At 54.0% G+C, this 25,223-nt stretch carries 19 protein-coding genes and 1 rRNA gene; 8 read left to right on the top strand and 12 right to left on the bottom strand.

What is annotated here, in order from left to right:
* Nucleotides 1-5 precede the first annotated feature (5 nt).
* Nucleotides 6-281 carry an acylphosphatase gene (locus HC757_RS00100; protein ID WP_169562236.1) on the bottom strand — a complete coding sequence of 92 codons (276 nt, stop codon included), beginning with the start codon at nucleotides 279-281 and terminating at the stop codon, nucleotides 6-8.
* 493 nt (nucleotides 282-774) lie between these two features.
* Nucleotides 775-1,803 (bottom strand): beta-N-acetylhexosaminidase, encoded by a 1,029-nt coding sequence (gene nagZ / locus HC757_RS00095; RefSeq protein WP_169562235.1) that lies wholly within the window; start codon nucleotides 1,801-1,803, stop codon nucleotides 775-777.
* 392 nt (nucleotides 1,804-2,195) lie between these two features.
* Here nagZ and HC757_RS00090 point away from each other — a divergent pair, with 392 nt between their 5' ends.
* On the top strand, nucleotides 2,196-3,572 hold the full coding sequence (locus HC757_RS00090) for an L-serine ammonia-lyase (RefSeq protein WP_169562234.1): 1,377 nt from the start codon (nucleotides 2,196-2,198) through the stop codon (nucleotides 3,570-3,572).
* A gap of 123 nt (nucleotides 3,573-3,695) precedes the next feature.
* Here the strand turns inward: HC757_RS00090 and cysB are convergent, their stop codons facing one another.
* The gene (gene cysB, locus HC757_RS00085; RefSeq protein ID WP_169562233.1) at nucleotides 3,696-4,670 is read right to left on the bottom strand and encodes an HTH-type transcriptional regulator CysB; all 975 of its coding nucleotides are present in this window, start codon (nucleotides 4,668-4,670) and stop codon (nucleotides 3,696-3,698) included.
* 216 nt (nucleotides 4,671-4,886) lie between these two features.
* Between cysB and HC757_RS00080 the strand changes: the two genes are divergently transcribed.
* The gene (locus HC757_RS00080; RefSeq protein WP_169562232.1) at nucleotides 4,887-5,666 is read left to right on the top strand and encodes a hypothetical protein; all 780 of its coding nucleotides are present in this window, start codon (nucleotides 4,887-4,889) and stop codon (nucleotides 5,664-5,666) included.
* Between the two features lie 79 nt (nucleotides 5,667-5,745).
* Here the strand turns inward: HC757_RS00080 and topA are convergent, their stop codons facing one another.
* Entirely contained in the window at nucleotides 5,746-8,391 is a 2,646-nt protein-coding gene (gene topA, locus HC757_RS00075; RefSeq protein WP_169562231.1) for a type I DNA topoisomerase, read from the bottom strand.
* A gap of 331 nt (nucleotides 8,392-8,722) precedes the next feature.
* Between topA and astB the strand changes: the two genes are divergently transcribed.
* Nucleotides 8,723-10,057 (top strand): N-succinylarginine dihydrolase, encoded by a 1,335-nt coding sequence (astB, locus tag HC757_RS00070; protein WP_169562230.1) that lies wholly within the window; start codon nucleotides 8,723-8,725, stop codon nucleotides 10,055-10,057.
* A 120-nt stretch (nucleotides 10,058-10,177) separates the two neighbouring features.
* Here the strand turns inward: astB and HC757_RS00065 are convergent, their stop codons facing one another.
* Nucleotides 10,178-12,637, bottom strand: a complete 2,460-nt coding sequence (locus tag HC757_RS00065) for an Ig-like domain-containing protein (protein ID WP_169562229.1) — start codon at nucleotides 12,635-12,637, stop codon at nucleotides 10,178-10,180.
* 220 nt (nucleotides 12,638-12,857) lie between these two features.
* Here HC757_RS00065 and HC757_RS00060 point away from each other — a divergent pair, with 220 nt between their 5' ends.
* Nucleotides 12,858-14,177, top strand: coding sequence for a dicarboxylate/amino acid:cation symporter (locus tag HC757_RS00060; RefSeq protein WP_169562228.1), 1,320 nt, complete (start codon nucleotides 12,858-12,860; stop codon nucleotides 14,175-14,177).
* A gap of 326 nt (nucleotides 14,178-14,503) precedes the next feature.
* Here the strand turns inward: HC757_RS00060 and HC757_RS00055 are convergent, their stop codons facing one another.
* The 3 genes from HC757_RS00055 to HC757_RS00045 are packed head-to-tail and all read right to left on the bottom strand — an operon-like array spanning nucleotide 14,504 to nucleotide 17,621.
* Nucleotides 14,504-16,027: an ABC transporter permease family protein gene (locus HC757_RS00055; protein ID WP_169562227.1), complete on the bottom strand. Its 1,524-nt coding sequence runs from the start codon at nucleotides 16,025-16,027 to the stop codon at nucleotides 14,504-14,506.
* 35 nt (nucleotides 16,028-16,062) lie between these two features.
* Nucleotides 16,063-16,770, bottom strand: coding sequence for an ATP-binding cassette domain-containing protein (locus tag HC757_RS00050; RefSeq protein ID WP_425313935.1), 708 nt, complete (start codon nucleotides 16,768-16,770; stop codon nucleotides 16,063-16,065).
* The gene (locus tag HC757_RS00045) at nucleotides 16,767-17,621 is read right to left on the bottom strand and encodes a putative selenate ABC transporter substrate-binding protein (protein ID WP_169562226.1); all 855 of its coding nucleotides are present in this window, start codon (nucleotides 17,619-17,621) and stop codon (nucleotides 16,767-16,769) included. Before HC757_RS00045 ends, HC757_RS00050 begins: the two co-directional genes overlap by 4 nt.
* A 226-nt stretch (nucleotides 17,622-17,847) precedes the next feature.
* On the opposite strand from HC757_RS00045, the gene HC757_RS00040 reads away from it, so the two are divergent.
* The gene (locus tag HC757_RS00040) at nucleotides 17,848-18,522 is read left to right on the top strand and encodes a response regulator (RefSeq protein WP_169562225.1); all 675 of its coding nucleotides are present in this window, start codon (nucleotides 17,848-17,850) and stop codon (nucleotides 18,520-18,522) included.
* Complete coding sequence (locus tag HC757_RS00035) at nucleotides 18,513-19,862, top strand: ATP-binding protein (protein ID WP_169562224.1); 1,350 nt, start codon at nucleotides 18,513-18,515, stop codon at nucleotides 19,860-19,862. The genes HC757_RS00040 and HC757_RS00035 overlap by 10 nt, the downstream gene beginning before the upstream one ends.
* Before the next feature lie 21 nt (nucleotides 19,863-19,883).
* Here the strand turns inward: HC757_RS00035 and HC757_RS00030 are convergent, their stop codons facing one another.
* Entirely contained in the window at nucleotides 19,884-20,579 is a 696-nt protein-coding gene (locus tag HC757_RS00030; protein ID WP_169562223.1) for a 2OG-Fe(II) oxygenase, read from the bottom strand.
* A gap of 116 nt (nucleotides 20,580-20,695) precedes the next feature.
* Here HC757_RS00030 and HC757_RS00025 point away from each other — a divergent pair, with 116 nt between their 5' ends.
* The gene (locus HC757_RS00025) at nucleotides 20,696-21,958 is read left to right on the top strand and encodes a cyclic di-GMP phosphodiesterase (protein WP_169562222.1); all 1,263 of its coding nucleotides are present in this window, start codon (nucleotides 20,696-20,698) and stop codon (nucleotides 21,956-21,958) included.
* Nucleotides 21,959-22,155: 197 nt separating this feature from the next.
* Entirely contained in the window at nucleotides 22,156-22,464 is a 309-nt protein-coding gene (locus HC757_RS00020) for a DUF3135 domain-containing protein (RefSeq protein ID WP_169562221.1), read from the top strand.
* A gap of 23 nt (nucleotides 22,465-22,487) precedes the next feature.
* Here the strand turns inward: HC757_RS00020 and corA are convergent, their stop codons facing one another.
* The 3 genes from corA to rrf all read right to left on the bottom strand — a co-directional run bounded on the left by corA (nucleotide 22,488) and on the right by rrf (nucleotide 25,039).
* Nucleotides 22,488-23,435, bottom strand: coding sequence for a magnesium/cobalt transporter CorA (corA, locus tag HC757_RS00015; protein ID WP_169562220.1), 948 nt, complete (start codon nucleotides 23,433-23,435; stop codon nucleotides 22,488-22,490).
* 192 nt (nucleotides 23,436-23,627) lie between these two features.
* Entirely contained in the window at nucleotides 23,628-24,503 is an 876-nt protein-coding gene (locus HC757_RS00010; protein ID WP_169562219.1) for a patatin-like phospholipase family protein, read from the bottom strand.
* Between the two features lie 420 nt (nucleotides 24,504-24,923).
* A 5S ribosomal RNA gene (gene rrf / locus HC757_RS00005) occupies nucleotides 24,924-25,039 on the bottom strand.
* Between the last annotated feature and the right edge of the window lie 184 nt (nucleotides 25,040-25,223).

Below are 25,223 nucleotides of genomic sequence, written 5' to 3'. Positions count from 1 at the left end.
CACTATTAAGACTGCACTATGGAGAAGTCGAGGTAGATATCATTCGCCTCGTCTTCTTCCACTGTGATGCGTGTCACCTTCGCCAAGGGCGAACCTGTGTCGCACCAGAGCAGCAAATTGTTAACGGCGGCATGGCTGCCCTGGGCCAGGATAAGCACACTGCCATCGGCCTGGTTGCTGACGTAACCTGTGATCCCCAGTTCTCTGGCCTTGAGCACGGTATAACGCCTGAAATCGACCCCCTGCACCTGCCCTTCCACTTTGATTAATACCCGCTTCATCTATGCATCCTCTTCGCATAATGCTATGCAAAACATAACTCATAGATCTTAGGTCGGCAAAAAATAACGGTTTATTTTCCATACAAAAAAAACAGCTAACGAAAATTCGGTTAGCTGTGTCGGGCGACATACGCAACTTGTGAACCCCTGAGGCTCAGTAAGTGTGGGTAACAGTCAATATAGGTAGCAGCATTTTACCGAGCGGTACAAATGCTGGACGATCGCCACTTTACAACTAACACAATAATTTTCAAGCATTTTAACAATAAGACTCCCTGCCCGCACACCCAGCGTGATCTGCGTCACATTTATCCGGGTTATTCTTCATGGCGTACCGTATAAACTACTGAGAAATAAGATGATTAATGAGTTTTTCATGGCTTGGACAGCGAGAAAGGAACCCAACGCAGGTCCGCTCCCTGAGCGGTCCGCGTTGGGTAACAGGATGGCAACAACAACTAGGGGCTAAGCCTTGCTGCAAGCACTGGGCAGGTTAGGATCGGCTTGACTGCGCCAGATTGAGCTGTTCGGCCAGCTGTTTCGCCTTCTCCCAACGCGCGCCATCTTCCAGAGCCCGCGCCACGGACTTGGCGTTCGGCTTAAGCAAGGTTGCCGGGTATTGGGGGGCCTGCTCGGGCCAGCTGAAGCCCTCAAGCAATGAAGCCACGCCCTGGGCGTCGTTACAGACCAAGATCATGTCGCAGCCGGCATCCAGTGCCGCGCGGGCCCGCGCCGGGTAGTCACCGGCAAAGGCGGCGCCTTTCATTCCCAGATCATCGGAGAAGATCACTCCCCGATAGCCAAGCTCGGTTCGCAGCACTCGCTTCAACCAGTACTCCGAAAAACCGGCAGGATTGGGATCCACTCTGGGGTAAATCACATGCGCCGGCATGATGCCCGCCAGCTTGTGGGCATCGATGAGCCGCTTGAATGGCTGCATATCCTGGCCGAAGATCTGCGCCGGCTCGCGCTCATCTATGGGCTGAGCTATGTGAGAGTCGGCCGCGACACTGCCATGGCCCGGGAAATGTTTGCCAACGGCGGCCATTCCCGCATCGCTCATGCCGTCGATGAAACTGGATGCCAGCAAGCTCACCACCTCGACATCGCTGCCGAAGCTGCGCTTGCCTATGACCTGGCTGATCCCATCGAGATCCAGCACGGGGGCGAAGCTTAAGTCTATGTCACATGCCAGCAGTTCTATGGCCATCAGGAAACCCAACTCCTTGGCCCAGCGCTGCGCCAACGACCTGTCTCCCTTGGCCGCCGGCAGTATGTCTCCCATGGCAGGAATGGCGGTGAAACCTTCCCTGAATCTCTGCACCCGTCCGCCTTCATGATCTACGGCGATCAACAGCTCGGGCCTTAGGCTGCGTATCTGTTTGATCAGCGCAATCAGCTGCTCCCTGTCGCTAAAATTGCGACTGAAGAGGATCAAGCCCCCGACCTGAGCATGGGTCAACATCTGCGCTTCGGCGTCACTCAGCTCCACGGATGAGATATCCAACATTAAGTAGCTCACGCTTCCTCCTAAAATAGCCAATTAACCTAAAAAATCTGCTGCCATAACCGGATGCAGGCAAGGTTAAACGCCCCGGTCCGGCAATATTGTCACTGCAGCTCATACCTAAAGAATGTTAAATCCAGCCAGAGTCGCAGGATGCTGGCATATTCCACCTTAATCAAGCTAATCCGAGAACAATTGGATAAAAAAACTAATGCCAATTCCGAGCCCGAATTGTGGGATACTCTTACTTAAGGGGAACCACAAGCCATCCTGGCTAATCCAAGACCCGCAGAGGCTGAAGCCATGGGCTTGTCTGACAGGATGAGATTACTCTGGTTCTAACAAGTGCGCGAGCAATCCACGGCGCAAAGACTAAAATAATAATTAAAGTAAGCAAGGCTTCTATCATGATTAGCGTATTTGACATGTTCAAGATCGGCATAGGCCCATCGAGCTCCCATACCGTCGGCCCCATGAAGGCGGGTAAGATCTTCATGCAGCATGTGGCCGAATTAGGGCTGCTGGACAGCACAGATGAACTGCGTGCCGAACTCTTTGGCTCACTGGGACAAACAGGTAAGGGCCACGGCACGGGGAAGGCCGTCATTCTTGGACTCATGGGCGAAGATCCTGAAACCGTCGACACAGAGAACATAGAGCGGATCCTCGATGCCGTATCCAAACAAGAAACGCTCATCTTAGCCGATGGCAAGCGGGTCAAATTCACCCGCGAAGACGGTATCCTCTATCACAGACGCAAATCCCTGCCGGCCCATGCCAACGCCATGACCCTCTATGCCTATGGCGCAGGCGAATGCCTATGCCAGCGCACCTATTATTCAGTCGGCGGTGGCTTCATCCTCGATGAGGATGAGATCAACCAAAGAAATGCATCACCGGCCGCGCCGATCGAGGCCGCCCCCTATGATTTCAACAGCGCCGCCCAGATGCTGGAGCTATGCGCCAGCCATGGTTTCAGTATTTCCTCGCTGATGATGGCTAACGAGCTGAGCATTGCCACGGAAGAAGATGTCAAACAGCGCCTGTGGCATATCTGGCAAACGATGAAGACCTGTATCGAACGCGGTTACCATAAGGAAGGCATCTTACCCGGTGGACTCAAGCTTCGCCGCAGGGCTCCTGCCTTATACCGTCGCCTCAAGGCCGAAGGCCGCAACAACGTGGATCCCCTGACGGCGATGGATTGGGTCGACTTGTTTGCCCTGTCGGTCAACGAACAGAATGCCGCCGGCGATCGCGTGGTCACGGCACCGACCAACGGTGCCGCCGGGATCATCCCCGCCGTGCTCTGCTATTACGACACCTTCGTGCAGGAAGTCGACATAGATGTCTGCGCCCGTTATCTGCTGACGGCCGCCGCCATAGGCATCCTATATAAGAAGAATGCCTCTATTTCGGGTGCCGAAGTGGGCTGCCAGGGTGAAGTCGGCGTCGCTTGCTCCATGGCGGCGGGCGCCTTGACGGAGATCATGGGCGGCACGGTCGAACATGTGGAGAATGCAGCCGAGATAGGCATGGAACACAACCTGGGACTGACCTGTGATCCCGTCGGCGGCCTGGTGCAAGTGCCTTGCATCGAACGCAATGCCATGGGGGCCATCAAGGCCATCAACGCCTCGAGAATGGCCCTCAGAGGCGATGGCAATCATAAGGTCTCCCTGGATAAGGTGATCAAGACCATGATGGATACCGGCAAAGACATGCGCAGCAAGTATAAGGAAACCGCCAAGGGCGGCCTGGCGGTAAACATAGTCGAATGTTGACCCCAGGAAAATCGTGCCACAACGAGCAGCATTGACAGAAAACATAAAAATCTCGCCACGGCGAGATTTTTTATTGCTTGCACCGGCAAACCGCCGCTTGCCAGCACAAGTCAACCACCGCCTCTAGCGCATGGGCAACTCTTTATCGGCAAACATCTCTTCGATCAACTGGGAGTCCCTCAGGGCCACGGCTTTTTCCACCACATCCCGGGTCAGGTGCGGCGCGAAGTGTTCGATGAAATCGTACATATAGCTGCGCAAGAAGCTGCCCTTCCTGAAGCCGATTTTGGTGGTGCTGTGGGCAAACAGATGGCCGGCATCTATGGCGACCAAGTCATTGTCTATGACGGGATCTATCGCCATGGAGGCTATGACTCCAACCCCCAAGCCCAATCTGACATAGGTCTTAAGCACATCGGCACTGGTGGCACTGAACACCACCCTGGGCTCGAGGTTGGCACGATTGAAGGCTTTCTCTATTTCCGATGCCCTGTCGAAGCCAAACACATAGGTCACCAGCGGAAAACGGGCCAGCTCCTCTATGCTGATCTTACTGCTGCTCGCCAAGGGGTGCGTTTTAGGCACCACCACCGAGCGATTCCAGTGATAACAGGGCAACATGACCAGGTCAGAGTACAAGTGCATGGCCTCGGTGGCGATGGCGAAATCGGCATCGCCGCGGGCCGCCTGCTCGCTGATCTGTGAGGGCGTGCCCTGATGCATATGCAGATTCACCTTAGGGTAACGCTCGATGAAGCTGCGGATGATACCCGGCAGGGCATACCTGGCCTGGGTATCGGTAGTGGCGATATTCAGCTCGCCCTGATCCGGCTTGGTATACTCTTCCGAGACTTTCTTGATGCTCTCGACCTTACCCAGAATGTCGTTGGCTATGCTGATGACTTGCAAACCTGCCGGGGTAACATGGGTTAAATGCTTGCCGCTGCGGCCAAATATTTGGATACCCAGCTCATCTTCCAACATGCGCACCTGTTTGCTGATCCCAGGCTGAGAGGTGTATAAATTCTCTGCGGTCGCCGACACATTGAGGTTATGTTTCACCACCTCGGCAATATATCTGAGTTGTTGCAGCTTCATCTGGTATCCTTGTGCCGGGCCGGCTAAACGGGGCTGAATTTGATTCGTTATCTATAATTAAACGTTATAGTACATCGGAAAAATTAAAGCAAATAGATATATAGAAAGCCGTAACACAGGGGGATGCTGCAGAAATGATAAGCCAGGCTAAGATAACTATGCTAGTTTATTGATTTATTGTAGCATTGACAGAATTAGACTTTTAGTGGAAGACCTATGATATTCACCTTGGTGCTGATCCTCATCGGTGCGCTATTACTGCTTGTTATCGGAATCAACGTCATACAACAACAAAAAGAACGTGTTGAAGCCGAGCGCAGAACCGAACTGGCCCGTCAGAAAGCCATTATCGACGAAACCGAAAACGTCTTGTCCAACACAGGCATGATCCCCTGCAGCACTCAGATCATGTTAATTCTCTATAAACGGGTTCGCGACGGCCTGGAGATCGCACGTCATCTGGTGACGCAGCAACAGCAGAACGATTATCTGCGCAGACTCTCAGATCTTAAGGCTCAGATAGAAACCCTCAGCCACAATCCCAGCCAAACTCCGGCCATTGAGAGCTTCAGACTACCGGACAACGACAGGCAAGTGCTGGTGCTGGTGCAGACACTCAAGAAACTCAAGGCCATCCTCAGGGCCGAACATAACAAGGGCAAGGTCGAACCCGCTGTCTTCACCCTCGAAGAGAACCGCATCGACAGCCTGCAGTTGAGGATCAACGTAGATTCCATGCTGTCACGGGCCCGTGCCGCCAGTTTCATGAAGCAATATGGTTCCTCGAGACAGATGGTGACTAAGGCACTGGCGACCCTGCATGCGATCAAGGCACAAACACCCAACGATCCTTTCATCGCCCGTAAGGTCGACGAAGCCAAACTCCTGCTCGATGAGATCATGGGCGCCCAGAGACGTTCTGAGCCCAATGCTCCCAAGCCCAAGGATGACGACGGCGATATCGATATGCTATTCCAACCCAAGAAGAAGTGGTAACAGCTTCCCACCCAGCATCTCAGCCCAACAAAAAGCCCCGCATTAGCGGGGCTTTTTGTTGGGAAGTCAAGCTAACCCGTTAGCCGGTGCTCTTCTTGGTTTTCTTGGCACTCTCGCTCACCCATTTACCATCGATGAACTTGGCGGACCAACCCGTGGCCTTGCCATCGACTTCGCTGGCGACATATTGCTCCTTGGTCTTGCGGCTGAACTTGACTGCAGTCTTGTTGCCTTCATCGTCGACCACGGGGGCATCGGCCAAATACTGGTACTTGGGCCAGAGGAGTTCACGGTATTTCACCAGTTCTTCCACCAGCGGCGCCCGAGTCTCACGCGACTTGGGGAAAGTGCTCGCGGCCAGGAATATGCCGGCGGCACCGTCCCTGAGCACGAAATGTGCATCCGACTTGGTACACTTCAGCTCGGGCAAGAAGATAGGATCTTCCTTCGGCGGCGCAGCTTCGCCACTCTTCAACAACTTGCGGGTATTCTTACACTCGCTGTTGGTGCAGCCGAAGTACTTACCGAAGCGGCCGTTTTTCAGCTCCATATTGGCGCCACAACGGTCGCACTCCAGTAACGGCCCCTCATAACCCTTGAGCTTAAATTGCCCCGTCTCTATGGTGTAACCCTCACAGAGGGGGTTATTGCCGCAGACGTGCAGTTTGCGTTTCTCATCGATGAGATAGCTATCCATGGCCGTGCCACACTTATCACACCTATGTTTGGCTCTCAGGGCATCGGTTTCGGCATCTTCGCTGTTTTCACTGATGGCCTCTTCGCCCGGGGTTAGGTTGATCGTGGTCTTGCAGCGCTCCTTCGGTGGCAAGGCATAGCCGGAGCAACCGAGGAAGACCCCTGTGGTGCCTGTGCGTATGCCCATCTTGCGGCCACAGGTAGGACACTCTATGTCTGTCATCACCATCTGGTTCGGGCGCATGCCGCCCTCTTCCGGCGGCAATTCGGCGTGTTCCAGCTGCTTGGTGAAATCGGCATAGAAGCCGTCGAGCACTTTCTTCCATTCCAGCTGGCCTTTGGCCACATCATCGAGCGTCTGCTCCATGCTGGCGGTAAAGTCGTAGCTCATCAAATCTTTGAAGCTGGCAACCAGACGCTCACTGACGATCTCGCCCATCTTCTCGGCGTAGAAACGGCGATTCTCGACCCTGACATAACCTCGGTCCTGAATGGTCGAGATGATGGTGGCATAGGTGGAAGGTCGGCCGATACCACGCTTCTCCAGCTCTTTCACCAGGGAAGCTTCACTGTACCTTGCCGGCGGCTTGGTGAAGTGCTGCTTAGGCAACAACTGTTTAAGCTCCAAGACATCGCCCTCGGCCACGAATGGCAGGGTGTTATCTTCTTCATTCTTCTTCCTCAGCGCCGTTTGCACCCGAGTCCAACCGTCGAATCTCAGGGTTCTGCCCGTGGCTTTGAGCTCATAATCCCCCGCCCGTACCGTCAGCTTGGTGGCGTCGTACTGGGCTGGCGTCATCTGACAGGACACAAACTGGCGCCAGATGAGTTCATATAAGCGCTGGGCATCGCGTTCCATATCGGTCAGCAAGGCGGCCTGGATCTGCACATTGGATGGACGGATCGCTTCGTGCGCCTCCTGGGCGCCTTCCTTGCTGCCGTAGCGGATCGGCTCCTTGGGCAAATATTTGTCACCAAACTCCTTGGCTATCATGTCGCGCACATTGTCGAGCGCTTCCTGGCTGAGGTTGGTCGAGTCGGTACGCATATAGGTGATGTGGCCGGCTTCGTACAAACGCTGCGCCATCATCATGGTCTTCTTCACCCCGAAGCCCAGCCGGGTACTCGCCGCCTGCTGCAGGGTAGAAGTAATATAAGGTGCCGAAGGCTTGCTCTGGGTGCCTTTGTCCTCACGGGACAAGACCTTGAAACTGGCGCTAGACAGGGCAGTGACGGCTGCCTGGGCCTGCTGTTCGTTGACAGGATTGAAGGCGGCGCCCTTGCACTTGACCACTTCCATGGTCAAGGAAGCCTGAGCCGGTGTATTCAGCTCCGCATGCACATCCCAGAACTCTTCGGGAACGAAGGCCTTGATCTCACCTTCGCGCTCGACGACCAGGCGAGTGGCAACCGATTGCACCCGACCTGCAGAGAGGCCACGGGCGACCTTCTTCCACAGCAGCGGCGACACCATGAAGCCCACCACCCGGTCGAGGAAACGCCGCGCCTGCTGGGCATTGACCATGTTGGTGTCCAGGGTCGATGGATGGCTGAAGGCATCCTGAATGGCCGTCTTGGTGATTTCGTTGAATACAACCCGCTGATACCGTGAAGCGTCGCCACCGATGATCTCCTGCAAATGCCAGGCGATGGCTTCCCCTTCACGGTCCAAATCCGTTGCGAGATAAATTTTATCGGCAGAATCAGCGAGCGCTTGCAGCTCTTTAACCACCTTTTCTTTACCGGGCAAAATCTGATATTTGGCTGCCCAGCCCTTCTCTGGGTTAACGCCCATACGTGAAACCAGCGCTTGCTGATCCTTCACCTTCTTATATTGAGCCTTCTCTTCGGGCGACATCTTCTTCACTTCGGCAGCAGATTTAACGCTCTTATTGCCTTCTGAGGACGAAGATGTCGGCAGATCACGTATATGACCCACACTCGATTTAACGATGAATTCTTTGCCAAGATACTTATTGATTGTCTTAGCTTTGGCCGGTGATTCGACAATAACTAGCGATTTACCCATAGTGTGATTTGCGCCAAAAATTCTCAAGCAGATGGAAATTGGCTCCATATATAGAGGGTTGTACTGATAGTTTCAAGCTAATCCCTCTTTTATGTGTACCAGCGAGTCACTTTTTAATCAAAGTTGAAGAAATGTGAAAAAAATAATATTCGTTATTAAAAACTAATATTTCATTATTCGCCATCAATCAAGTAATAGTTATGCATTAATGGGCAAAAACGCCGCATGGGTGCCCCAGCCCCTCTCTTGTGCGGCGCCCGCGAGCCAGTATACTGGGGCCAATCAGCGATTTCAGAGGGCAATGCCTGCCCTTCCCGGTAAAGGATAAACAATGAAGCATTTCGAAGCCAATTTTGATGGACTCGTAGGACCGACGCATAATTATGCCGGCCTGTCGTTCGGTAATGTCGCCTCACTGAACAATGCCGCCCTGGAATCCAACCCCAGAGCCGCCGCCAAGCAAGGACTGCAAAAAGCCAAGGCTCTGGCCGACATGGGTATGGTCCAGGGCATGTTGGCCCCTCAGGAGCGCCCAGACCTCTATACCCTGCGTCGAATTGGTTTTTCCGGTACGGATGCTGAAGTATTGCAAAAAGCCGCTAAGGAAGCGCCTGCGTTGCTCAATGCCTGCTGCAGTGCTTCGAGCATGTGGACCGCCAATGCCGCCACAGTGTCACCGAGTGCCGACAGCCGCGATGGCAAGTTGCATTTCACCCCGGCGAATCTGGTCGACAAGCTGCATCGCAGCATAGAACCCATCACCACGGGCAATATACTGCAAGCCACCTTCAGCGACAGCCGTTTCTTCAGCCATCACAGCCACTTGCCCGAACACGCCAGTTTCGGCGATGAAGGTGCGGCAAACCACACCCGCATGTGTACCGAATACGGTCATGCCGGGGTCGAACTGTTCGTCTATGGCCAGGTGGCAACAGATCCGAGCGCACCTAAACCGACCAAATACCCTGCCAGGCAAACATTGGAAGCCTCACAGGCCGTCGCCCGCCTGCATCAGCTCGATGATGAGAGCACAGTGTTCATCCAGCAAAATCCAGGTGTGATAGACCAAGGGGTGTTCCACAACGATGTGATCGCCGTCGGTAACCAGAACGTGCTCTTCTACCATGAGCAGGCATTTCTGGACACTCAGGCTAAACTGGACGAAATTCGCAGCAAGTTGAATACCGAACTGCATTTCATCGAGGTCCCCACCAACAAGGTCGGCATTCAGGATGCGGTCAAGAGTTATCTGTTCAACACCCAGATCATCACGCTGCCCAACGGCGAGATGGCTATCATAGCGCCGACCGACTGCCAGGAAAATCCGGCGGTATTCGCCTATCTCAACGAACTACTGACCTTAAATACCCCCATCAAGCAAGTGCTGTATTTCGACGTGAAGCAAAGCATGCAAAATGGCGGCGGCCCCGCCTGCCTGCGCCTGCGGATTGCCATGAACCAGGCCGAATTGGCCGCGGTCAATCAACATACCCTGATGAACGACGCCCTGTTCGGTCGTTTGAACGCTTGGGTCGACAAGCACTATCGCGACCGCCTGAGCGTCAAGGATTTAGCCGATCCTCAACTGATAATCGAATCACGCACCGCACTGGATGAATTGACCCAGATAATGAAACTCGGCAGCGTATACCAGTTCCAACGCTAGGGTAGCCCCTGGATTTCAATTTTTAGGCCGCTAAGGTTTATCCATAGCCTGCGGCTCATTTGTTGAAACAGCAGACAATAAAAAAGGCGCCCAGGCGCCTTTTTTCATTTCTTAGTGGATTCAGATGATGTTAATCGGAATCGACAGCACTTCCGTGACGGTCCCCCCCGGGGTGGTCACTGTCACCAGGAAAGTGCCATTGTTGGGTTGTTCTTCGCCCTTGATTGACACGGTAAATTCGCGGCCACCATTGTAGTTGGAACTTGGCCAGGTATATTCGGCCGTGCTGACAACCGAGCCCGCGCTGGCAACAAATTTAACCACAGACCCCGCCGGCATCTGCTGGTTGTGTAAATCAGAGAGCGTAAAATTCACCAAGGCGACGCCCTTACCCAGGATATCTATGCTGCCCCCCAAGTTGTCGCCGTCATTATCGACAATCCTGACATCGTCTTCATCCGTGGCAAAAGCGACGCTGCCCGACATCACCATCACCAGGCTGGCACGCACATACAAGGTTTTCGACTCGCTGATACCATCGGCACAGCCCGCATGGGCGGGTTCGCTGCATAAGACGCCATTGTACTTGCCATCTTTAACATCGAATACCCCGTTGGCATTGAAATCCACCAGCTCTTCCAAGGTGCCGCCGACCTGACCACCCGTTTGCTGCGGATTGAAGAAACCATCTTCGTTGTAATCGTTGTAAGCGTCATCGAGATCGAAACTGTTACCGCTGACATCTTTCTCAGTGAGAAAGGTCGCCATTTCGTCGGCATCGAAACGGCCGTTACCATTGAGATCGGGGAAAGACTCTTCGCCGATGGCGGTGGCCGTGATAGTCGCCCGGCCGCCGTATTTCTGGCCATAGAGGTTACCATAGAGATCCAGGGCGGCATCGTAGCTCAGCTGGGCACTGGGGTTTTTGGTCTGTGCCCCGGCACCGTCGAGCAGGGTGTTACCCTCGGGACGTGCCTGCTGGCTCCTCCATGTCACAGTACAAGCGCCATTGACCGTGGTGCAAGAGGGCTCGATCGCCCCGCCCTCTGTGGTGAAATACACTGTGGTGCCGTCAGGCGCTGGGTTGTTGAAGGCATCGGCTAAGCGGGCGGTCACCGCGACTTCGGTCCCCTCTTGATCCCAGCCTTCGGCATTGACCACTTCGGCCGACAAGGAAAAGCTGTCTTGATCCGGAATACCTGTCGATATCACCAGCTCATTCGACTGACTGGAAATAATGGTTCCCGATTTAACTTCTGTCGAGCCTGTGACCCGCACCGAGGTCGATACTGTGCCTGTCCTGACAACCGTCTGGACTATGCCCTGGGCGTTGGTAGTGGCACTGGCGGGATCCAGAGAGATGCCTCCCACGACCGTGTTCAGCGAAAAATCCACCGCCTGGTTGCTGACAGGATTACCGTTGGTATCCAGCACCTTGAACAGGATAACCGAGGACTCGGCGCCGCCGGTGCCCTTCAAGCTGATATTTTCCGGTGAGGCGGACACAAACACTATGCTGCCAACGTCTGCCGACAGCACCTTCACTGTGCCGGCGGCAGCCAGGCTCAGTCCGCCGGCGTTGGCGCTGACATTGATAGGATCGTCACCGACGCAGCCCTTGGCCAGGTAAGTGCTGGTGGCCACGCCGTTGACCGAGGTCACAGGGGAGCTGATTTCCGCCTCAGGTGTCGCCTTGGCTGAACAGGTAGAGACAAAGTTGACTTCCACCGGCTGGGTGAAAGGGTTGCCCTGATCGTCCTGGATAAGCACCGACACGGTTGCCGTGCCGCCGGCAGATAACACGGCCGCACTCACCGCCGCCTGGCCTTTGACAAAAGGATCGCCGCTGCCCATGAGCACATTGGTGGCGCCTATCACTACGACTGTTTGGCCAATTTCACCACTGGAGAGTGAGGCAGTCACTTCGCCAGCCCCCAAGACGTTGCCGGCATAGATGTCGATACTGGCCTTACCCTGGGCGTCGGTCACCGCCGTCTTGATCGGCAAATCACCAATGCTGGAGTCGAAGGTCACTATCGCAGGCTTGTTGATACCCGTCACTGTGGCAGTCAGCTTACCAGGGGTCAAAGAAGTGATAGCTCCTATGGCGTTACCCGCCGCATCGGTTAGGGCCAGGCTCACCTGGGCGCCGCCACCGGCCTCACCGCCGTCGCCCTTCATGGTAAAGCCGACACTCGCCGACTCGCCGCCGGGAATGGTGCCGGTGACCAAGCCAGCGCCGGCAATACTGGCGGTACTGAGCTTGATCGTCGCCTTGCCGTCACTGCCGGTCAAGGCCGTGCCTGTGATGGGATCGAATGAGCCAATCAGGCTGTTATTGAGAGTGAAAGTAACCAACTCACCGGCAAGAGCTCCCGTAAGCGTGTTTGACACAGTCGCAATCACAGTGGCCGGAGTGAGTGCATCAATCTCGGAGTTGGAAATAGTGAGCACAACGCTTGTGGTTCCTGTAGGTGGGGTGCTGCCATCACCGTTGTCGGTTATGCCTCCGCCGCCACTGCAGGCCAGTAAGAAAAAAGAACAAAAAAACGCCAAAATATAGTTATAGGCTGACTTCATTGTCAGGCTCCTGTGTTACTCAGATTATGTTATGAAGCTTTACGCTTACTAGTTATAGGCTAACATTACACAATCTTCGTATTACATTTCCATAACTCTCTTGTTTTATTTGTTGATATCCCCGAAAAAATTAACTTCAGTCGCCATTTCATCTACAGCGCTTTCTTGTTAGGCTTACCCCGCCAGAATTAGAAAGCATAAAAAATAAACAGGAACAACTATGGCCGCGACTCAAAGTTACAAACTCGGACTGACAGCTAAGATCCTCATTGGCATGGGAGCCGGTATTTTATTCGGCCTATTGCTGAGAAATCTCTTTCCAGGCAGTGAATTCATCCAAAATTATATTACCGACGGTTTTTTACATGTTATAGGCACGATTTTCATTTCCAGCTTGAAGATGCTGGTCGTCCCCCTGGTCTTTATCTCGCTGGTATGCGGCACCTGCTCCTTGAGCGATCCCGCTAAACTCGGCCGTCTCGGCGGCAAGACCATCGCCTTCTATCTGTTCACCACGGCAATCGCTCTGTCGCTGGCCATCTTAACCGCTGTCTTGATCCATCCGGGCAACGCTTCCATGGTCACGGAGAACATGCAATACAGTGCCGGCGATGCCCCCAGTTTAGCCGAGGTGTTGATCGGCATAGTCCCGACTAACCCGATGAAGGCCATGAGCGAAGGCAATATGCTGCAGATCATCATATTTGCGGTGATTTTTGGCTTCGCCATCTCCCACGTTGGGAGCAAGGGCAAGCGAGTTGCAGCCTTGTTTGAAGATCTCAATGAAGTCATCATGCGCGTCGTCACCCTGATCATGCTCCTGGCACCCTATGGGGTCTTCGCGCTCATGGGAAAACTGGCGCTCACCCTGGGACTGGAAACCTTCGGCAGCGTGGTGAAGTACTTCTTCGTGGTACTGACGGTACTCTTTGTCCATGCCTTCCTAGTTTACCCTCTGCTGTTGAAGCTCTTCTCAGGCCTGAGTCCACTGACCTTCATACGTAAGATGCGTGATGTGCAACTGTTTGCCTTCAGCACCGCCAGCTCCAATGCCACCCTGCCGGTCACCATAGAAACTGCCGAGCATAGATTGGGAGTGGACAACAAGATCGCCGCCTTTACCCTGCCGCTCGGTGCGACCATCAACATGGATGGCACGGCGATCATGCAAGGGGTTGCTACCGTCTTCATCGCCCAGGTCTTTGGCATAGAATTGACCATCACAGACTATATTGCCGTGGTCGTCACCGCCACTCTGGCGTCAATCGGCACGGCCGGAGTCCCGGGTGTAGGACTTATCATGCTGGCCATGGTGCTTAACCAAGTCGGCTTGCCGGTCGAAGGCATAGCCCTGATCATAGGCGTAGACAGACTGCTGGACATGGTTCGCACCGCGGTGAACGTGACGGGTGATACAGTCGCGACCGTGATCATCGCCAAGTCTGAGGGGGAGTTCAATGAAGCCACCTTCATGGATCCCAAGGCGGGGAAGGCGACATTGGAAGAAGCGGCCGCCGATCTCACAGGGAATAAAGGCTGATTTTCGAGGATCACGCAGTTAGTCTCAAAACGTCACTTCTATAGACATCTGTAAACACCTTGCCCCCATGGCAAGGTGTTTTTTTATCCTTTCCTGGCCTCAAAACGGTTATTCAAAACAAGCAAAACCACCCCAACCACTCGCCTCCCCCACCGCATACTGCCAAGCCAAGCCCCATCGTCCACATGGGGCACCACAGACCAGAGAGCCAGGCAGTGCCTTGCACGCCTGCAAAGGCCCGACACCAAGGAATATTCGCATGGAGAACATCAAGAGCAGGGAGTGGAAAGAAACGACCGAATGAGGCAGGGTAAGTTAAGGCTGAACTAGCAGCCGAGCAACGGCACCTTTTGCCCCTTGAGGATCTTTCGCCCCAGGGCATCCACGCCGATATTCATCATGGCGGTGAAGCACATCAGCACCAAGGCACCAGCGAAGCGGATCTCGACAAATTGGCTGTCGATGTAGAAGCCCAGGGTGGCGATACCCAACATGCCGAAGATGGCCGTTTCCCTTAAGATCACTTCGAAGCGATAGAAGAGCAGCGCCATCACCCCGGGATAGAGTCTGGGGAGGATTTCATAGAAATAGTTATCCAGCTTAGGGGAAAACTGCGCCGAAACGACCAACTTATCGCTCTGCCTGGTGGTCAGGAAGATCAGCAAGGCAGCGTTATGCAGTGCCAGTGCCAGCATGGCCGGCAACATGGAAGGCCCCAACAGCAGCATAAGCACGAATGCCAACAGATATTCGGGCAGGGAGCGCAGAACCAGCAACATGGCCTTGCCGCCGAAGACGGTCCATTTCCCCCGCAACTTGCGGCTGACCAGCGGCAACCACAGCAGCGTCAGCACATGGGTCATGGCCAATGCCACCAAGGCCAGGATCAGGGTGGCAAAGATCCCCGGCAACGCCTGCTTCTCTAACAGCGTGAACAACCAGCTCCCCAGTGCATTGAGCCTTTGCAGATCCAACTGCTCTAGATGGCTGACTCCCTGTAACATGGGTGGCCAGATATCCTGACTCAAAAAACGCCAGATGAGATGTCCATCTATGGCCGGGAGTTCGGGCAGAAACACCAGCGCCAACAAGAGATACAGCGGCAGCAACCTGGCACGGCACCAATAAGAGATGCTGCCGATCAACAGCACAAACAGGATCAACAAGGCACCACCTTGATGGTACTGTCCCTGCTTGAACGCCGACTCGAGATAAAAGCCCAGAGTCGGCATGCCGACAAAGCCCAGCACCGCACTGCTGCGCAAGGCACATTCGAAGCGGTAGCGAATATAGGCTTGCAGCTGCCCCGACACATGGACTATGCGGCCAAAGACATAGCGGCTGAGCATATCTGTGCCCGCGGGCAGATTCTGGCCTGTATCGGCCGGCGCGAGTGAGATGATGTCGTGAAACACCCTGGCGAAGGTGGCACCGAAGGGCAAGGCGATCGCCAGGATGCCGGTAACGGGTGATAAGCCAAACAGCTGCAGGAACAAGAGTGCCCAAAAAATCTCATGGATGGCGCGGATGAAGGCGCAAAATGCCGCCACCCAGGGTTTATGGTAAACCAGCGCCAGGGGCGCGCCCCACAGGAGGCCGGCACACACTCCCAGCAGCGCGAAGCTAACGGTCTGCCATAGGGCCTCGAGCAGGTATTCGGTCGCGAAAAAATCGGGTTGCAACACCCCGAGCAACATGTGTCCGAGTTCGCTCCAGGGCTCGAGGGCAATCACTTCGGTATCGGCGAGCATGAAACAGCCACAGGCCAACAACCAGAGCCCGATTGTCATCTTCTGCCAGTAACCCAGAGCGTAAGGCACTGCCTTAGAAACCACAGTCTTAGCGAACATAAAGCAGCATCATCATGAATGGCATGACCGGACTATTACCCATGCAGCGGGAGAGGGTCATGGGGAGTTATCCGCGGCGGCGCTTCCATGCCGGTATAAAACTCCGCCAGCATGGCGGCATCGACCTCGGCGGAGGGCAGGTCGAAGGCGACCCGCCCCGCTTTAAGCCCTAAAATACGGTCGAAATTGTTCAAGGCCAACTGCTTATCGTGCAGCACCATGACCACAGTGGCGTGGCGACTGAAAACCAACTCCAGCAGCCGTTGCCCCATGGCAGGGTCGAGTGCCGAAAAGGGCTCATCTCCGATGAAGACGGGCTGCTCCTGATACAGGGCCCGCCCCAGGGCGACCCTCTGACGTTGGCCACCGGATAGTCTGCCCACCTGAGTGGCCAAAGGACTGTCCAACTCCAGCTGCCGACACAGCTCTGTCACTTCCAGACGGTTTTTCTTAAATGGGTACAAGAGGTTGAAAAGATTATAAACACTGTTATGCCGGGCGAGCGCCCCCATATAGATGTTGTGATACAGGCTCAAGCCCTCCACCAGCCCTTGAGACTGAGCGCATAACGCCGCCTCGGATTTGAGCCGCTGATAGAGGTGTTGCACCAGGGTCGACTTACCTGTACCCGAGGGCCCCAGGATGGCGACACGTTCACCACGGCGCAGCCGAAAGTCAACGCCGGCAAGAATCATCTTGCCGGCGTATCCGAGTGACGCTTGTTTAAGTAGCAATAGGGTCAATCGAGCATGCCTATGGTCTTGGCGACATTTTCTATCGGCTCGTAATCGCTGTTTTCAGCAGACACGAACGACTGGCGCGGGAAGCTCGCCAGCAAGTCGGCATCTTTCATGTTCAGCAGCGCGGCGGTCAACTTGGCCTTGAAGCCTGCACCGAAACCGGCATCCACTCCGGCGCGCACCGTCCATTGGTAATCCGGATAGACAGGGCTTTCCCAGATTACCTTGACCTTAGTGGTGTCTATCTTGCCATCGGCCAGTGCCGTTTCCCACACCTTGTAGTTGACGGCGCCCACCTGATAGACCCCGGCTTGCACCTGAGTGATGGTGCGGCTGTGATCGCCGGAGAAACCCACGCGCTTGAACACCTCTTCCGGCTTCTTGCCCAGATTGCGTTCGATGAAGAATTGCGGCATCAAGCGGCCCGAGGTGGAATCCTTAGAGCCGAAGGTGAAGGTCTGCCCCTTGAGCGCCGGGAAGTTAGCCGACGGCTCCAGCCCAGTCGAATGATGGGCGATGAAATAACTCTTGAAGAATTGATCTTCATAACCTTGGGCTATCGCCTCCGAGCCAGGCACCAGACGGCGGGCCTGCACTCCGGATAGACCACCGAACCAGGCCAGCTGCACCTGGTTATTGCGAAAGGCGGTAACCGCGGCGGAATAAGACTTCACCGGCACATACTTCACCTCGACGCCGAGTTCTTTCTCCAAATACACTGCAACCTTGTCGAAACGGGTCCGCAGTTGGCTCTCATTCTCATCCGGAATGGCGGTAAAGGTAAACGTCGCGCTGTACACGCTGCTGGCAAACAAACTGAGGCATAGAGCGCCTATGTAGGGCAAAGTTTTCATGTTGGTAATCCCCCGATAAATTTCGACAATTTTAACCTATTAGCCAAGGCTTACAAGTCATCATGCGCTACGGGAGGCAATAATCGCACCAAATCGCGCTTCTGCTGCTTAATAAAGCGTTCGGGTCAGCAAGGGTTAAGTTAACCCCCAATAACATGAGACAATATTTGGCTAGGTTCGCAGATCTGCGTAAACTGATGCCAGTCGAGGTAAGGACAAAGCTGTTATGAGAATTTTGGTCGTTGAAGATGATCCGATTTTATCGCATCACCTTAAGGTGCAACTGAGTGAGTTGGGAAATCAGGTGCAGGTTGCCCTCACTGCGGGTGAAGGCTTTTATCAGGCGACCAACTACCCTATCGATGTCGCCATCGTCGATCTGGGACTGCCGGATCAAGATGGCATAGGTCTGATCCAAAGGTTGAGGGAGTCCGGTCTCAAGGCCCCCATTCTCATCCTCACAGCGCGCGTCAATTGGCAAGATAAAGTCGAAGGACTCAATGCCGGCGCCGACGACTACTTGGTCAAACCCTTCCAGAAGGAAGAATTGGTGGCCCGTCTCGATGCCCTGGTCCGCCGCAGCGCGGGCTTCGTCAGGCCCGTCATCCGCAGCGGCGATCTGGAACTGGATCTCGCGGCCAAACAGGTGAGGCTGAATCAGGAACCCATGGAGGTCACGGCCTTCGAATATCAAATCCTCGAATATCTGATGCGCCACTGTCATGAGGTGGTCGCCAAACAGCGCTTGCTGGATGTGATCTATGGCGACAAGGAAGGGGATCCCAATACCATAGAAGTCATGGTCAGCCGCTTGCGCAAGAAGCTCACCCGGGACGGCATAGACAACCCCATAGTCACCATACGTGGGCAAGGATATAAATTCAACTTACCATGCAGCTGAGCCTGAAACCCAAGAAACGTCTGCTGACGCGGATGTTTCTCACCTCTTTGTCTATCATTGCGCTGGTCGGCTTCGGTCTCGCCTGGATGATCAATATACTCCATGCGCAGAACAGCTATAACGAAGAGACGGCACAGCTGATCGCCGAAATTCCCCAGGTCGCCGCCGAACTGAGGGAACATGATCTGATCCCCGACACCAGCGCCTGGCTCGAAGAGAACAACAAACAGGAACGCTATGTTATCGCCAGCTGCGACAAAAGCTTTCAACAGGTCTGGACCTCGTCATTGGCGGTCGACCGGGGCCTGTTCGACACCTGTGAAAAGTTCAATGAAATTCGCAACGATTCCCCCCCCTACTACCTGACCCTGGCCGATAACCGGGGTTACTTCGTCTACCTGCTCGCGGTCGAAATTGCCGGGGTACATTACAACTTGCTGGTCATGAAGGATGCCGCCAAGCTGGAGCTGGAATACAGCAAGTTCAGCAAGCGCACCTATGTTCGCCTGGCGTTGGTACTCTCCCTGGCACTGGTGTTGTTGGTCAGTGCCGCTTACTGGGGGATGCGCCCCTTGGTGCGTATGCAAACCGAATTGCAATCGATCAACCAAGGCAATGCCAAGGCGCTGTCCGAAGGCTATCCGGTGGAGCTTGAGGGCGTCACCCAGGCGCTTAACCAGTTGCTGCAACAGTCCACGGCCCAACAGGAAAGGTATCAGAATGCGATGAACGACCTGGCCCATAGCCTCAAGACCCGCCTCGCCGCCGTGCATGCCATCACGGATGATGCCAGTCTGGACAAGCAAGCGGGCAACGAGAAAATCATGGAGCAAGTCAGCCAGATGGACCAGCTGGTGAAATACCAGCTCAAGCGCGCCATGCTGGGACGCCAGGGACTGAAACAGGAGCTGACCCCCCTGGCCCAGGTGGTGGAACCCCTGGCGCAAATGCTGTTCAAGATCTACCGGGATAAGCAGGTCGAGTTCAGCAGCAAGCTGACCGCCGATGTCTCGTTTCCGGGCAATAAGGGCGATCTGATGGAACTGTGCGGTAACCTGATGGAAAATGCCTTTCGTCTCTGTATAGGCAGGGTGCACTTGGCAGCCGACATCAACGCCAACGGCGAGTTCGAGCTGCTTGTCGAAGATGATGGTCAGGGAGTCGAAGAAAGCCTGAGGCAAAAGATTATTCAGCGCGGAGTGCGGGCAGACACTCAATCCCCGGGACAAGGCATAGGCCTGGCCGTATGCCATGAGATAGTCACAAGTTATGGTGGCAGCTTAACCATAGAAGACAGCCCGCTCGAGGGGGCCTGTTTTCGCATTAAGATCCCGTTTTAAGCCGGGCCCGGCCTGAGGCAACTATTTCGCCTGAGCGTACAACTGCTCGGCACGGTTAAACATGATCCAGGATGTGGCAATGTACTTATCATTGCTCACAGGCATGTTCCCCCTGTGGGAATGGCTAAAACCGGCCGGGGCGATCACCATGGTCCCCTTCTTCGGCCTTATCTTACGCTGCTGGTAGAAAAACTCTGTCTCCCCCCCCTCTTCGACATCATTGAGATAGAACATGTAGAGCACCACTCTATGCAGGGCTTCATTATGGCCATTCTGGGGAAACTGTTCCGAGTGCCAATGGGGATACCCACCTTTATTCTGTTGATATTTTTGAATATTAATAGTGCCACTGCGGTATAAATACTTCACCAGCGCTTCGGCCCGCGGCAAGCCGAGAGCGGCGAAGTTATCCGGGGTCAAGGTGGCAGGCTTGCCTTCCTCGTCGGCCACAGTCACGGACACGGCCCCCATCAATGCCATGGCATAACGGCAGAAATAACTGGTGGTATGCTTGAGGGTATGGCTCAAAAGTTCGTTACGCAGCGACTGCAAGTCTGGATGTGCATCCAACATCAGATCACGACTGAGCTTCTTGTCGACATCGACACCATTGCCTGTGTGGCCATCGACGACCCCCTTGTGCTGTTCGAACACAGAAATCAAACGCTCACATAAGTCGTGGGGTAATGCATCCGGATAGACTTCTATAAAATCCATAATTCCTCAATGAATAGGCCATTTTATCGGCTGTCTATGCTGACATGGCTGTGAAGTAATTGTAAAGCTGGATTGTTAAGATAAACTAGCCCTACTATTTCTCCTCATACCCCATTATGGCCAAAACCTGCAAAGTGATGATCAACCAGCTCCAGTTGGGGAATTTTGTCCGCCTGCCTCTGGCTTGGAAAGATCATCCCTTTCTGTTCAGTAATTTCCAGTTAAAGCAACAGGCACAGATAGAACTGCTCAAGAATCTCAACCTGGAATTTGTGTTTGTCGATCTCGAACGCAGTAAGGCCCCCCCGCTATCCGCGGCCGAAGCCGCCGCAACCCAAGCCAGCCCCGCAGGTTCCACGGATGTACTCAAGCGTGATATGGAGAAAGACAAGCGCACCCGCATAGAGATGCAAAAGAAATTTCGCCGGGACCTGCAGAAAACCGAACAGGCCTTCAATCGCTCGGTCAGCATAATGCGTAACCTGGTCGGTAAACTGCGCAACCGGCCACTCAATGCCGTCGATGACGCCAAAGACTTGATATCGAATATAGCCGACCAGCTATTGGACTCCAACAGCCTGGTGCTGCATCTGATGCCGGATGACAAGCAAGATGAAGGCTTCTACTATCACTCGCTCAATGTGGCCGTCCTCTCCATGTTAGTCGCCAAGGAATTCGGCTGGGAGCGCAGCGAGATTGAGACCCTGGGCATGGGCGCTTTATTTCACGATATAGGCAAGTTGAAGATCCCCTCGAACGTACTCAAAAAGTCGACTCCCCTGACTCGTCCGGAAGCCAACTTCATCAGACAACACCCGCTGTTTGGCATAGAGTTTCTGCGCCTGGCAGATACCTTCCCCAAGGCCGCCCTGGCCTTGATTGCCAATCACCATGAATTCCTCGATGGCAGCGGCTTTCCCCGGGGACTGGAAGAGAAAGATCTGAGCAAGTTATGTCAGCTCATTGCCGTGGTGAATCAATACGATACATTATGCCACCCGGCTCCCCAGACAAAAGCCAAAACGCCCTATGCCGCCCTGGGTTACCTCTACAAACATTTCAAGACCAAGTTAAATCCCAGCTATGTCGGCAGCATGATAAAAATGCTGGGCATCTATCCCCCAGGGAGCTTGGTCGAGTTATCCAATGGCCAATTTGGCATGGTGATGGCGGTCAATCTCGAGCAGTTGTTGCTGCCCAGAGTCTTGGTCTACGACGCCCTGGTGCCCAAGGATCAGGCCGCAATCATAGATCTCAAAGAGCATGAATTGACCATAGTACGTTGTCTGCCCCCCTCGGCTTTGCCCAAAAAAATCCATCAGTACCTGAATCCAAGAGAAAGGGTAAGCTATTACTTCGGCGACAATAACCCGGCCTGAGTGCGCCGCTTATTTAAAGTTGACGCACTAGAGGTCGCGCTCCTGCCCCTGCGGTTTAGCGCCTAACGCCTGCACCAAACATCAGACATCAATGGCGCCTGACGCGGCAGCGCCCGGCACCAGGCTTGCTTGTAGAAAGGCGCCGGATTGGCTAGCTTTACTAATAGACAGCCCTGACTGTCTGCGGGAGGCTAACCATGACCCCAGTACCTGATTTCGATACCTTGCTGTGGCTGGCACAGCATGAACCGGCGCAACTGGCGCAGCTGCAACAGAGGCTCAACGACGAGTTGATCGCAGCATCGGATAACCGGGCGCAGCTATGTTGCGTCAAACACAATCTGGAGCAACGTCTGTCACTCTGCCACAATCCCTATCACAGGTGTGTCGTCATCATGTCCTTGATGCGTAACAGGCTCATGACACTGGCCACAGTGCTCAATCAGCCGCAAGACTTTGCGCAGCAACAGGCACAGATAATGCCATTCGAGCTAAAGCCCAAATAGCACGGCAGCAGAGAAACCTGGAGCTAGAGCCAGTGTTTACGCTTGAAGAAGAAATAGGTACCTGCGGCGCTCGCCAGCATCATGACTATCGCCATAGGATAGCCGTATTGCCATGACAGCTCAGGCATAGTGGCGAAGTTCATCCCGTAACTGCTGGCGATCAGGGTCGGAGGCAGGAACACCACTGCGGCTACCGAGAAGATCTTGATGATCTTATTCTGCTGCAGGCCACTGAAACCCATGGCCGCATCGAGCAAGAAGTTAAGCTTATCGAAGATAAATTGACTGTGGGGCATCAAAGACTCGATATCCGACAACATCTCACGCAAGTCTTTCAGATGCTCATCGGACAGCTCACCGCGGTAATAACGTTGCATGTAACGCAAGGAGCGCTGGGTATCGAGCAGACTCAGGCGTATCTTGCCGTTGGAGTCTTCCTGCAGCGTGATGAGCTTAAATACATCATCTAGCTCTTCGCTCTCGAATACCTGCTCACCGACATTCTCCAATACGGTATAGACGTCTTCGATCAGGTCAGACAGATAGTCTACCTTGAGGTTGAACAACTCCAGGAACAGCTCCTGCGGCGTCGAGGCATCTATCCGCCCGAGCCGCAGGTAGTTGCGCAGCAAGCGGATCAGGCCAACGTCGTCTTCACGAATGGTGAGCAGAAAGTTGCTGCGCAGGTTGAAGGAGACGTTCACTCCGCGGACATCCTGGCCGACACGCTGGGGAAAGAGGGAGTTGATATGCAGGCCGTCGCTATTCTGATAGAAACGCGCCGAGGCCTCGATCTCGTTGATATCTTCTTCATCCGGCACTTCTTCGACGGAAAAGCGGCTCAACCAGTCACGTTCTTCATCGTCTGGCTTATAGAGATCCAACCAGAGAGTCGAAGGAGGAAGGCTATCCTGCATATTTAATTCTACTATCGTAAGACTACGATTCTCATAGACATAGGCAGTGATCATATATCCTCCGGGAGATTATCTGCGACGTAAAAATGCAGACCAAAAAATTGGGGCTAGTTTACCCCATAGGCGCACAATGGAAAGCCACCTGTAAGATTTTATTCAGATTATTTAATTCTGGTCCGAGCTGAAGCGGTGCAATAGCTACCGCCATGCTGATACCGGTGATGCCATGGAAAAACGGTCAGCAGCCTAATGCCATAGCGTTAGAAAATCCAACCCGGCGATAACACCGAGTTGATAATCCCGATAAAGTGCCACCCTACTGCTGCCGAGCAGCTTGGTACATAGGCTGGCCGGAGGGATGATCTGCTTTATCTCAACATCTGCGGGTGGACTGGCCATGAAAGCCAACTCACTCTCATAAGCCAGCGCATGTTGCACCAGATAATCCAGGGTCTTGGGGCAATAGCCTGGGGCGCATAACCAGTCTTTGAGCTTATTCGCCCAGGCGAATTCGGTCTGAAACGATGTCGACAGGGTTCGAATGACCACAATCCGGCGTGCGCCGCGATGATACGCCTCCTGTACGGGCAAAGGAGCGGCCAGGCCCCCATCGACATACCTTTGCCCCCCTATTGCAACCCCATGGCGATACAAGAGGGGTAAGGCACAGGACGCCTTGAGCAACTCCCGCCAATTGTGCAACTCGGGTTCAAAATAATATGCCTTCCTGTCATGCAAGCCTGTCGCCACAATCAAGAGGCGCTTCTGCCTCAGTTGTTCGTAGGCGGCACAGAGATCCAAGCTATACTCCTGTCGTTTGGTTTGTTCAAAATACCAGTCGAAATCGACCAGATGCCCCCCCAATAAGTAGCGCTTAGGATCGACGAACTCGACCTGCTTCGACAGTGTCATGATCAGCCGCCGGGCATAGCCCGCTTGCCCGGCGAGAAAACTTGTCAGGTTCTGTGCTCCTGCCGAGGTGCCGAGCAGCAAATCGAAGGGGTTATACTTGGCCCTCAACCAGGCATCGAGCACCCCGGCGGTAAAGATCCCCCTCTGACCTCCGCCTTCGGCCACTAACGCCACCTTGGCTGCCTGCTCATTCCCATGATCGCCCATCATCACAGTCCCATGGCAGTCTTCTTACTTAAGCTAAATGTAGGCTCGAACGGCACGAAAAGATAACCGACGGAGCGGATTATTAAGACGGCTCTTTTCAATGAGATGGGGCAATGAGATGAGAGTAAGGAGATGAGGGTGGCGCAAGGTAGTTTTACCGTAACTAATACAAAAAAGCCCATTGCTTTCGCAACGGGCTTCTTCGATTCTCTTACGAGCAATTAGGCGCCTGTCATGGCCAGTTTCGAGCAAGCTCTCTGCGTTCAGTGCCGGCATCAAGCTGCGTTTGATAAACGCAGGCACCTCACTGCGTTCGGACTTGTTGTCTTCCCCATGAGAGAGGATATTTTCAGGCTGTTAAACGAAAAAATCCCCAACACAGTGTGCTGGGGATTTATCGCTTCTCTTTCGAGAAAATTAGGCGCCTGGAAATGACCTACTCTCACATGGGGAGACCCCACACTACCATCGGCGCGATTGCGTTTCACTTCTGAGTTCGGGATGGGATCAGGTGGGGCCACAATGCTATGGTTTCCAGACAAAACTGCTTAATCGTGTCTTCGACACAATTAATAATTCGGAAAGCTGATTTGCCTTGAGTTCAAGTACATGGAGGTACTTGATGTCATAAATGCCTGGAGCATTTTATGACCCACTTTATCAAGCGCTTGTATTCTATCTAAGGTCTGAAAATCGCGTTTTCAGTAAAACCCATCTGGGTTG

Origin of the sequence: Shewanella salipaludis (assembly GCF_012911865.1) — a bacterium.
GTDB classification, from domain to species: domain Bacteria; phylum Pseudomonadota; class Gammaproteobacteria; order Enterobacterales; family Shewanellaceae; genus Shewanella; species Shewanella salipaludis.
Note: the sequence above shows the minus strand (reverse complement) of the source record. Positions and strands in the feature narration are given on the sequence as shown.

Bases quoted from the DNA above. Each gene is read 5' to 3' on its own strand.
- HC757_RS00020 (WP_169562221.1), top strand. From the start codon at position 22,156: ATGACCCCAGTACCTGATTTCGATACCTTGCTGTGGCTGGCACAGCAT.
- topA (WP_169562231.1), bottom strand. From the start codon at position 8,391: ATGGGTAAATCGCTAGTTATTGTCGAATCACCGGCCAAAGCTAAGACA.
- HC757_RS00040 (WP_169562225.1), top strand. From the start codon at position 17,848: ATGAGAATTTTGGTCGTTGAAGATGATCCGATTTTATCGCATCACCTT.
- HC757_RS00055 (WP_169562227.1), bottom strand. From the start codon at position 16,027: ATGTTCGCTAAGACTGTGGTTTCTAAGGCAGTGCCTTACGCTCTGGGT.
- HC757_RS00060 (WP_169562228.1), top strand. From the start codon at position 12,858: ATGGCCGCGACTCAAAGTTACAAACTCGGACTGACAGCTAAGATCCTC.
- HC757_RS00035 (WP_169562224.1), top strand. From the start codon at position 18,513: ATGCAGCTGAGCCTGAAACCCAAGAAACGTCTGCTGACGCGGATGTTT.
- HC757_RS00080 (WP_169562232.1), top strand. From the start codon at position 4,887: ATGATATTCACCTTGGTGCTGATCCTCATCGGTGCGCTATTACTGCTT.
- HC757_RS00045 (WP_169562226.1), bottom strand. From the start codon at position 17,621: ATGAAAACTTTGCCCTACATAGGCGCTCTATGCCTCAGTTTGTTTGCC.
- corA (WP_169562220.1), bottom strand. From the start codon at position 23,435: ATGATCACTGCCTATGTCTATGAGAATCGTAGTCTTACGATAGTAGAA.
- cysB (WP_169562233.1), bottom strand. From the start codon at position 4,670: ATGAAGCTGCAACAACTCAGATATATTGCCGAGGTGGTGAAACATAAC.
- HC757_RS00065 (WP_169562229.1), bottom strand. From the start codon at position 12,637: ATGAAGTCAGCCTATAACTATATTTTGGCGTTTTTTTGTTCTTTTTTC.
- HC757_RS00025 (WP_169562222.1), top strand. From the start codon at position 20,696: ATGGCCAAAACCTGCAAAGTGATGATCAACCAGCTCCAGTTGGGGAAT.
- HC757_RS00010 (WP_169562219.1), bottom strand. From the start codon at position 24,503: ATGATGGGCGATCATGGGAATGAGCAGGCAGCCAAGGTGGCGTTAGTG.
- astB (WP_169562230.1), top strand. From the start codon at position 8,723: ATGAAGCATTTCGAAGCCAATTTTGATGGACTCGTAGGACCGACGCAT.
- HC757_RS00090 (WP_169562234.1), top strand. From the start codon at position 2,196: ATGATTAGCGTATTTGACATGTTCAAGATCGGCATAGGCCCATCGAGC.
- HC757_RS00100 (WP_169562236.1), bottom strand. From the start codon at position 281: ATGAAGCGGGTATTAATCAAAGTGGAAGGGCAGGTGCAGGGGGTCGAT.
- HC757_RS00030 (WP_169562223.1), bottom strand. From the start codon at position 20,579: ATGGATTTTATAGAAGTCTATCCGGATGCATTACCCCACGACTTATGT.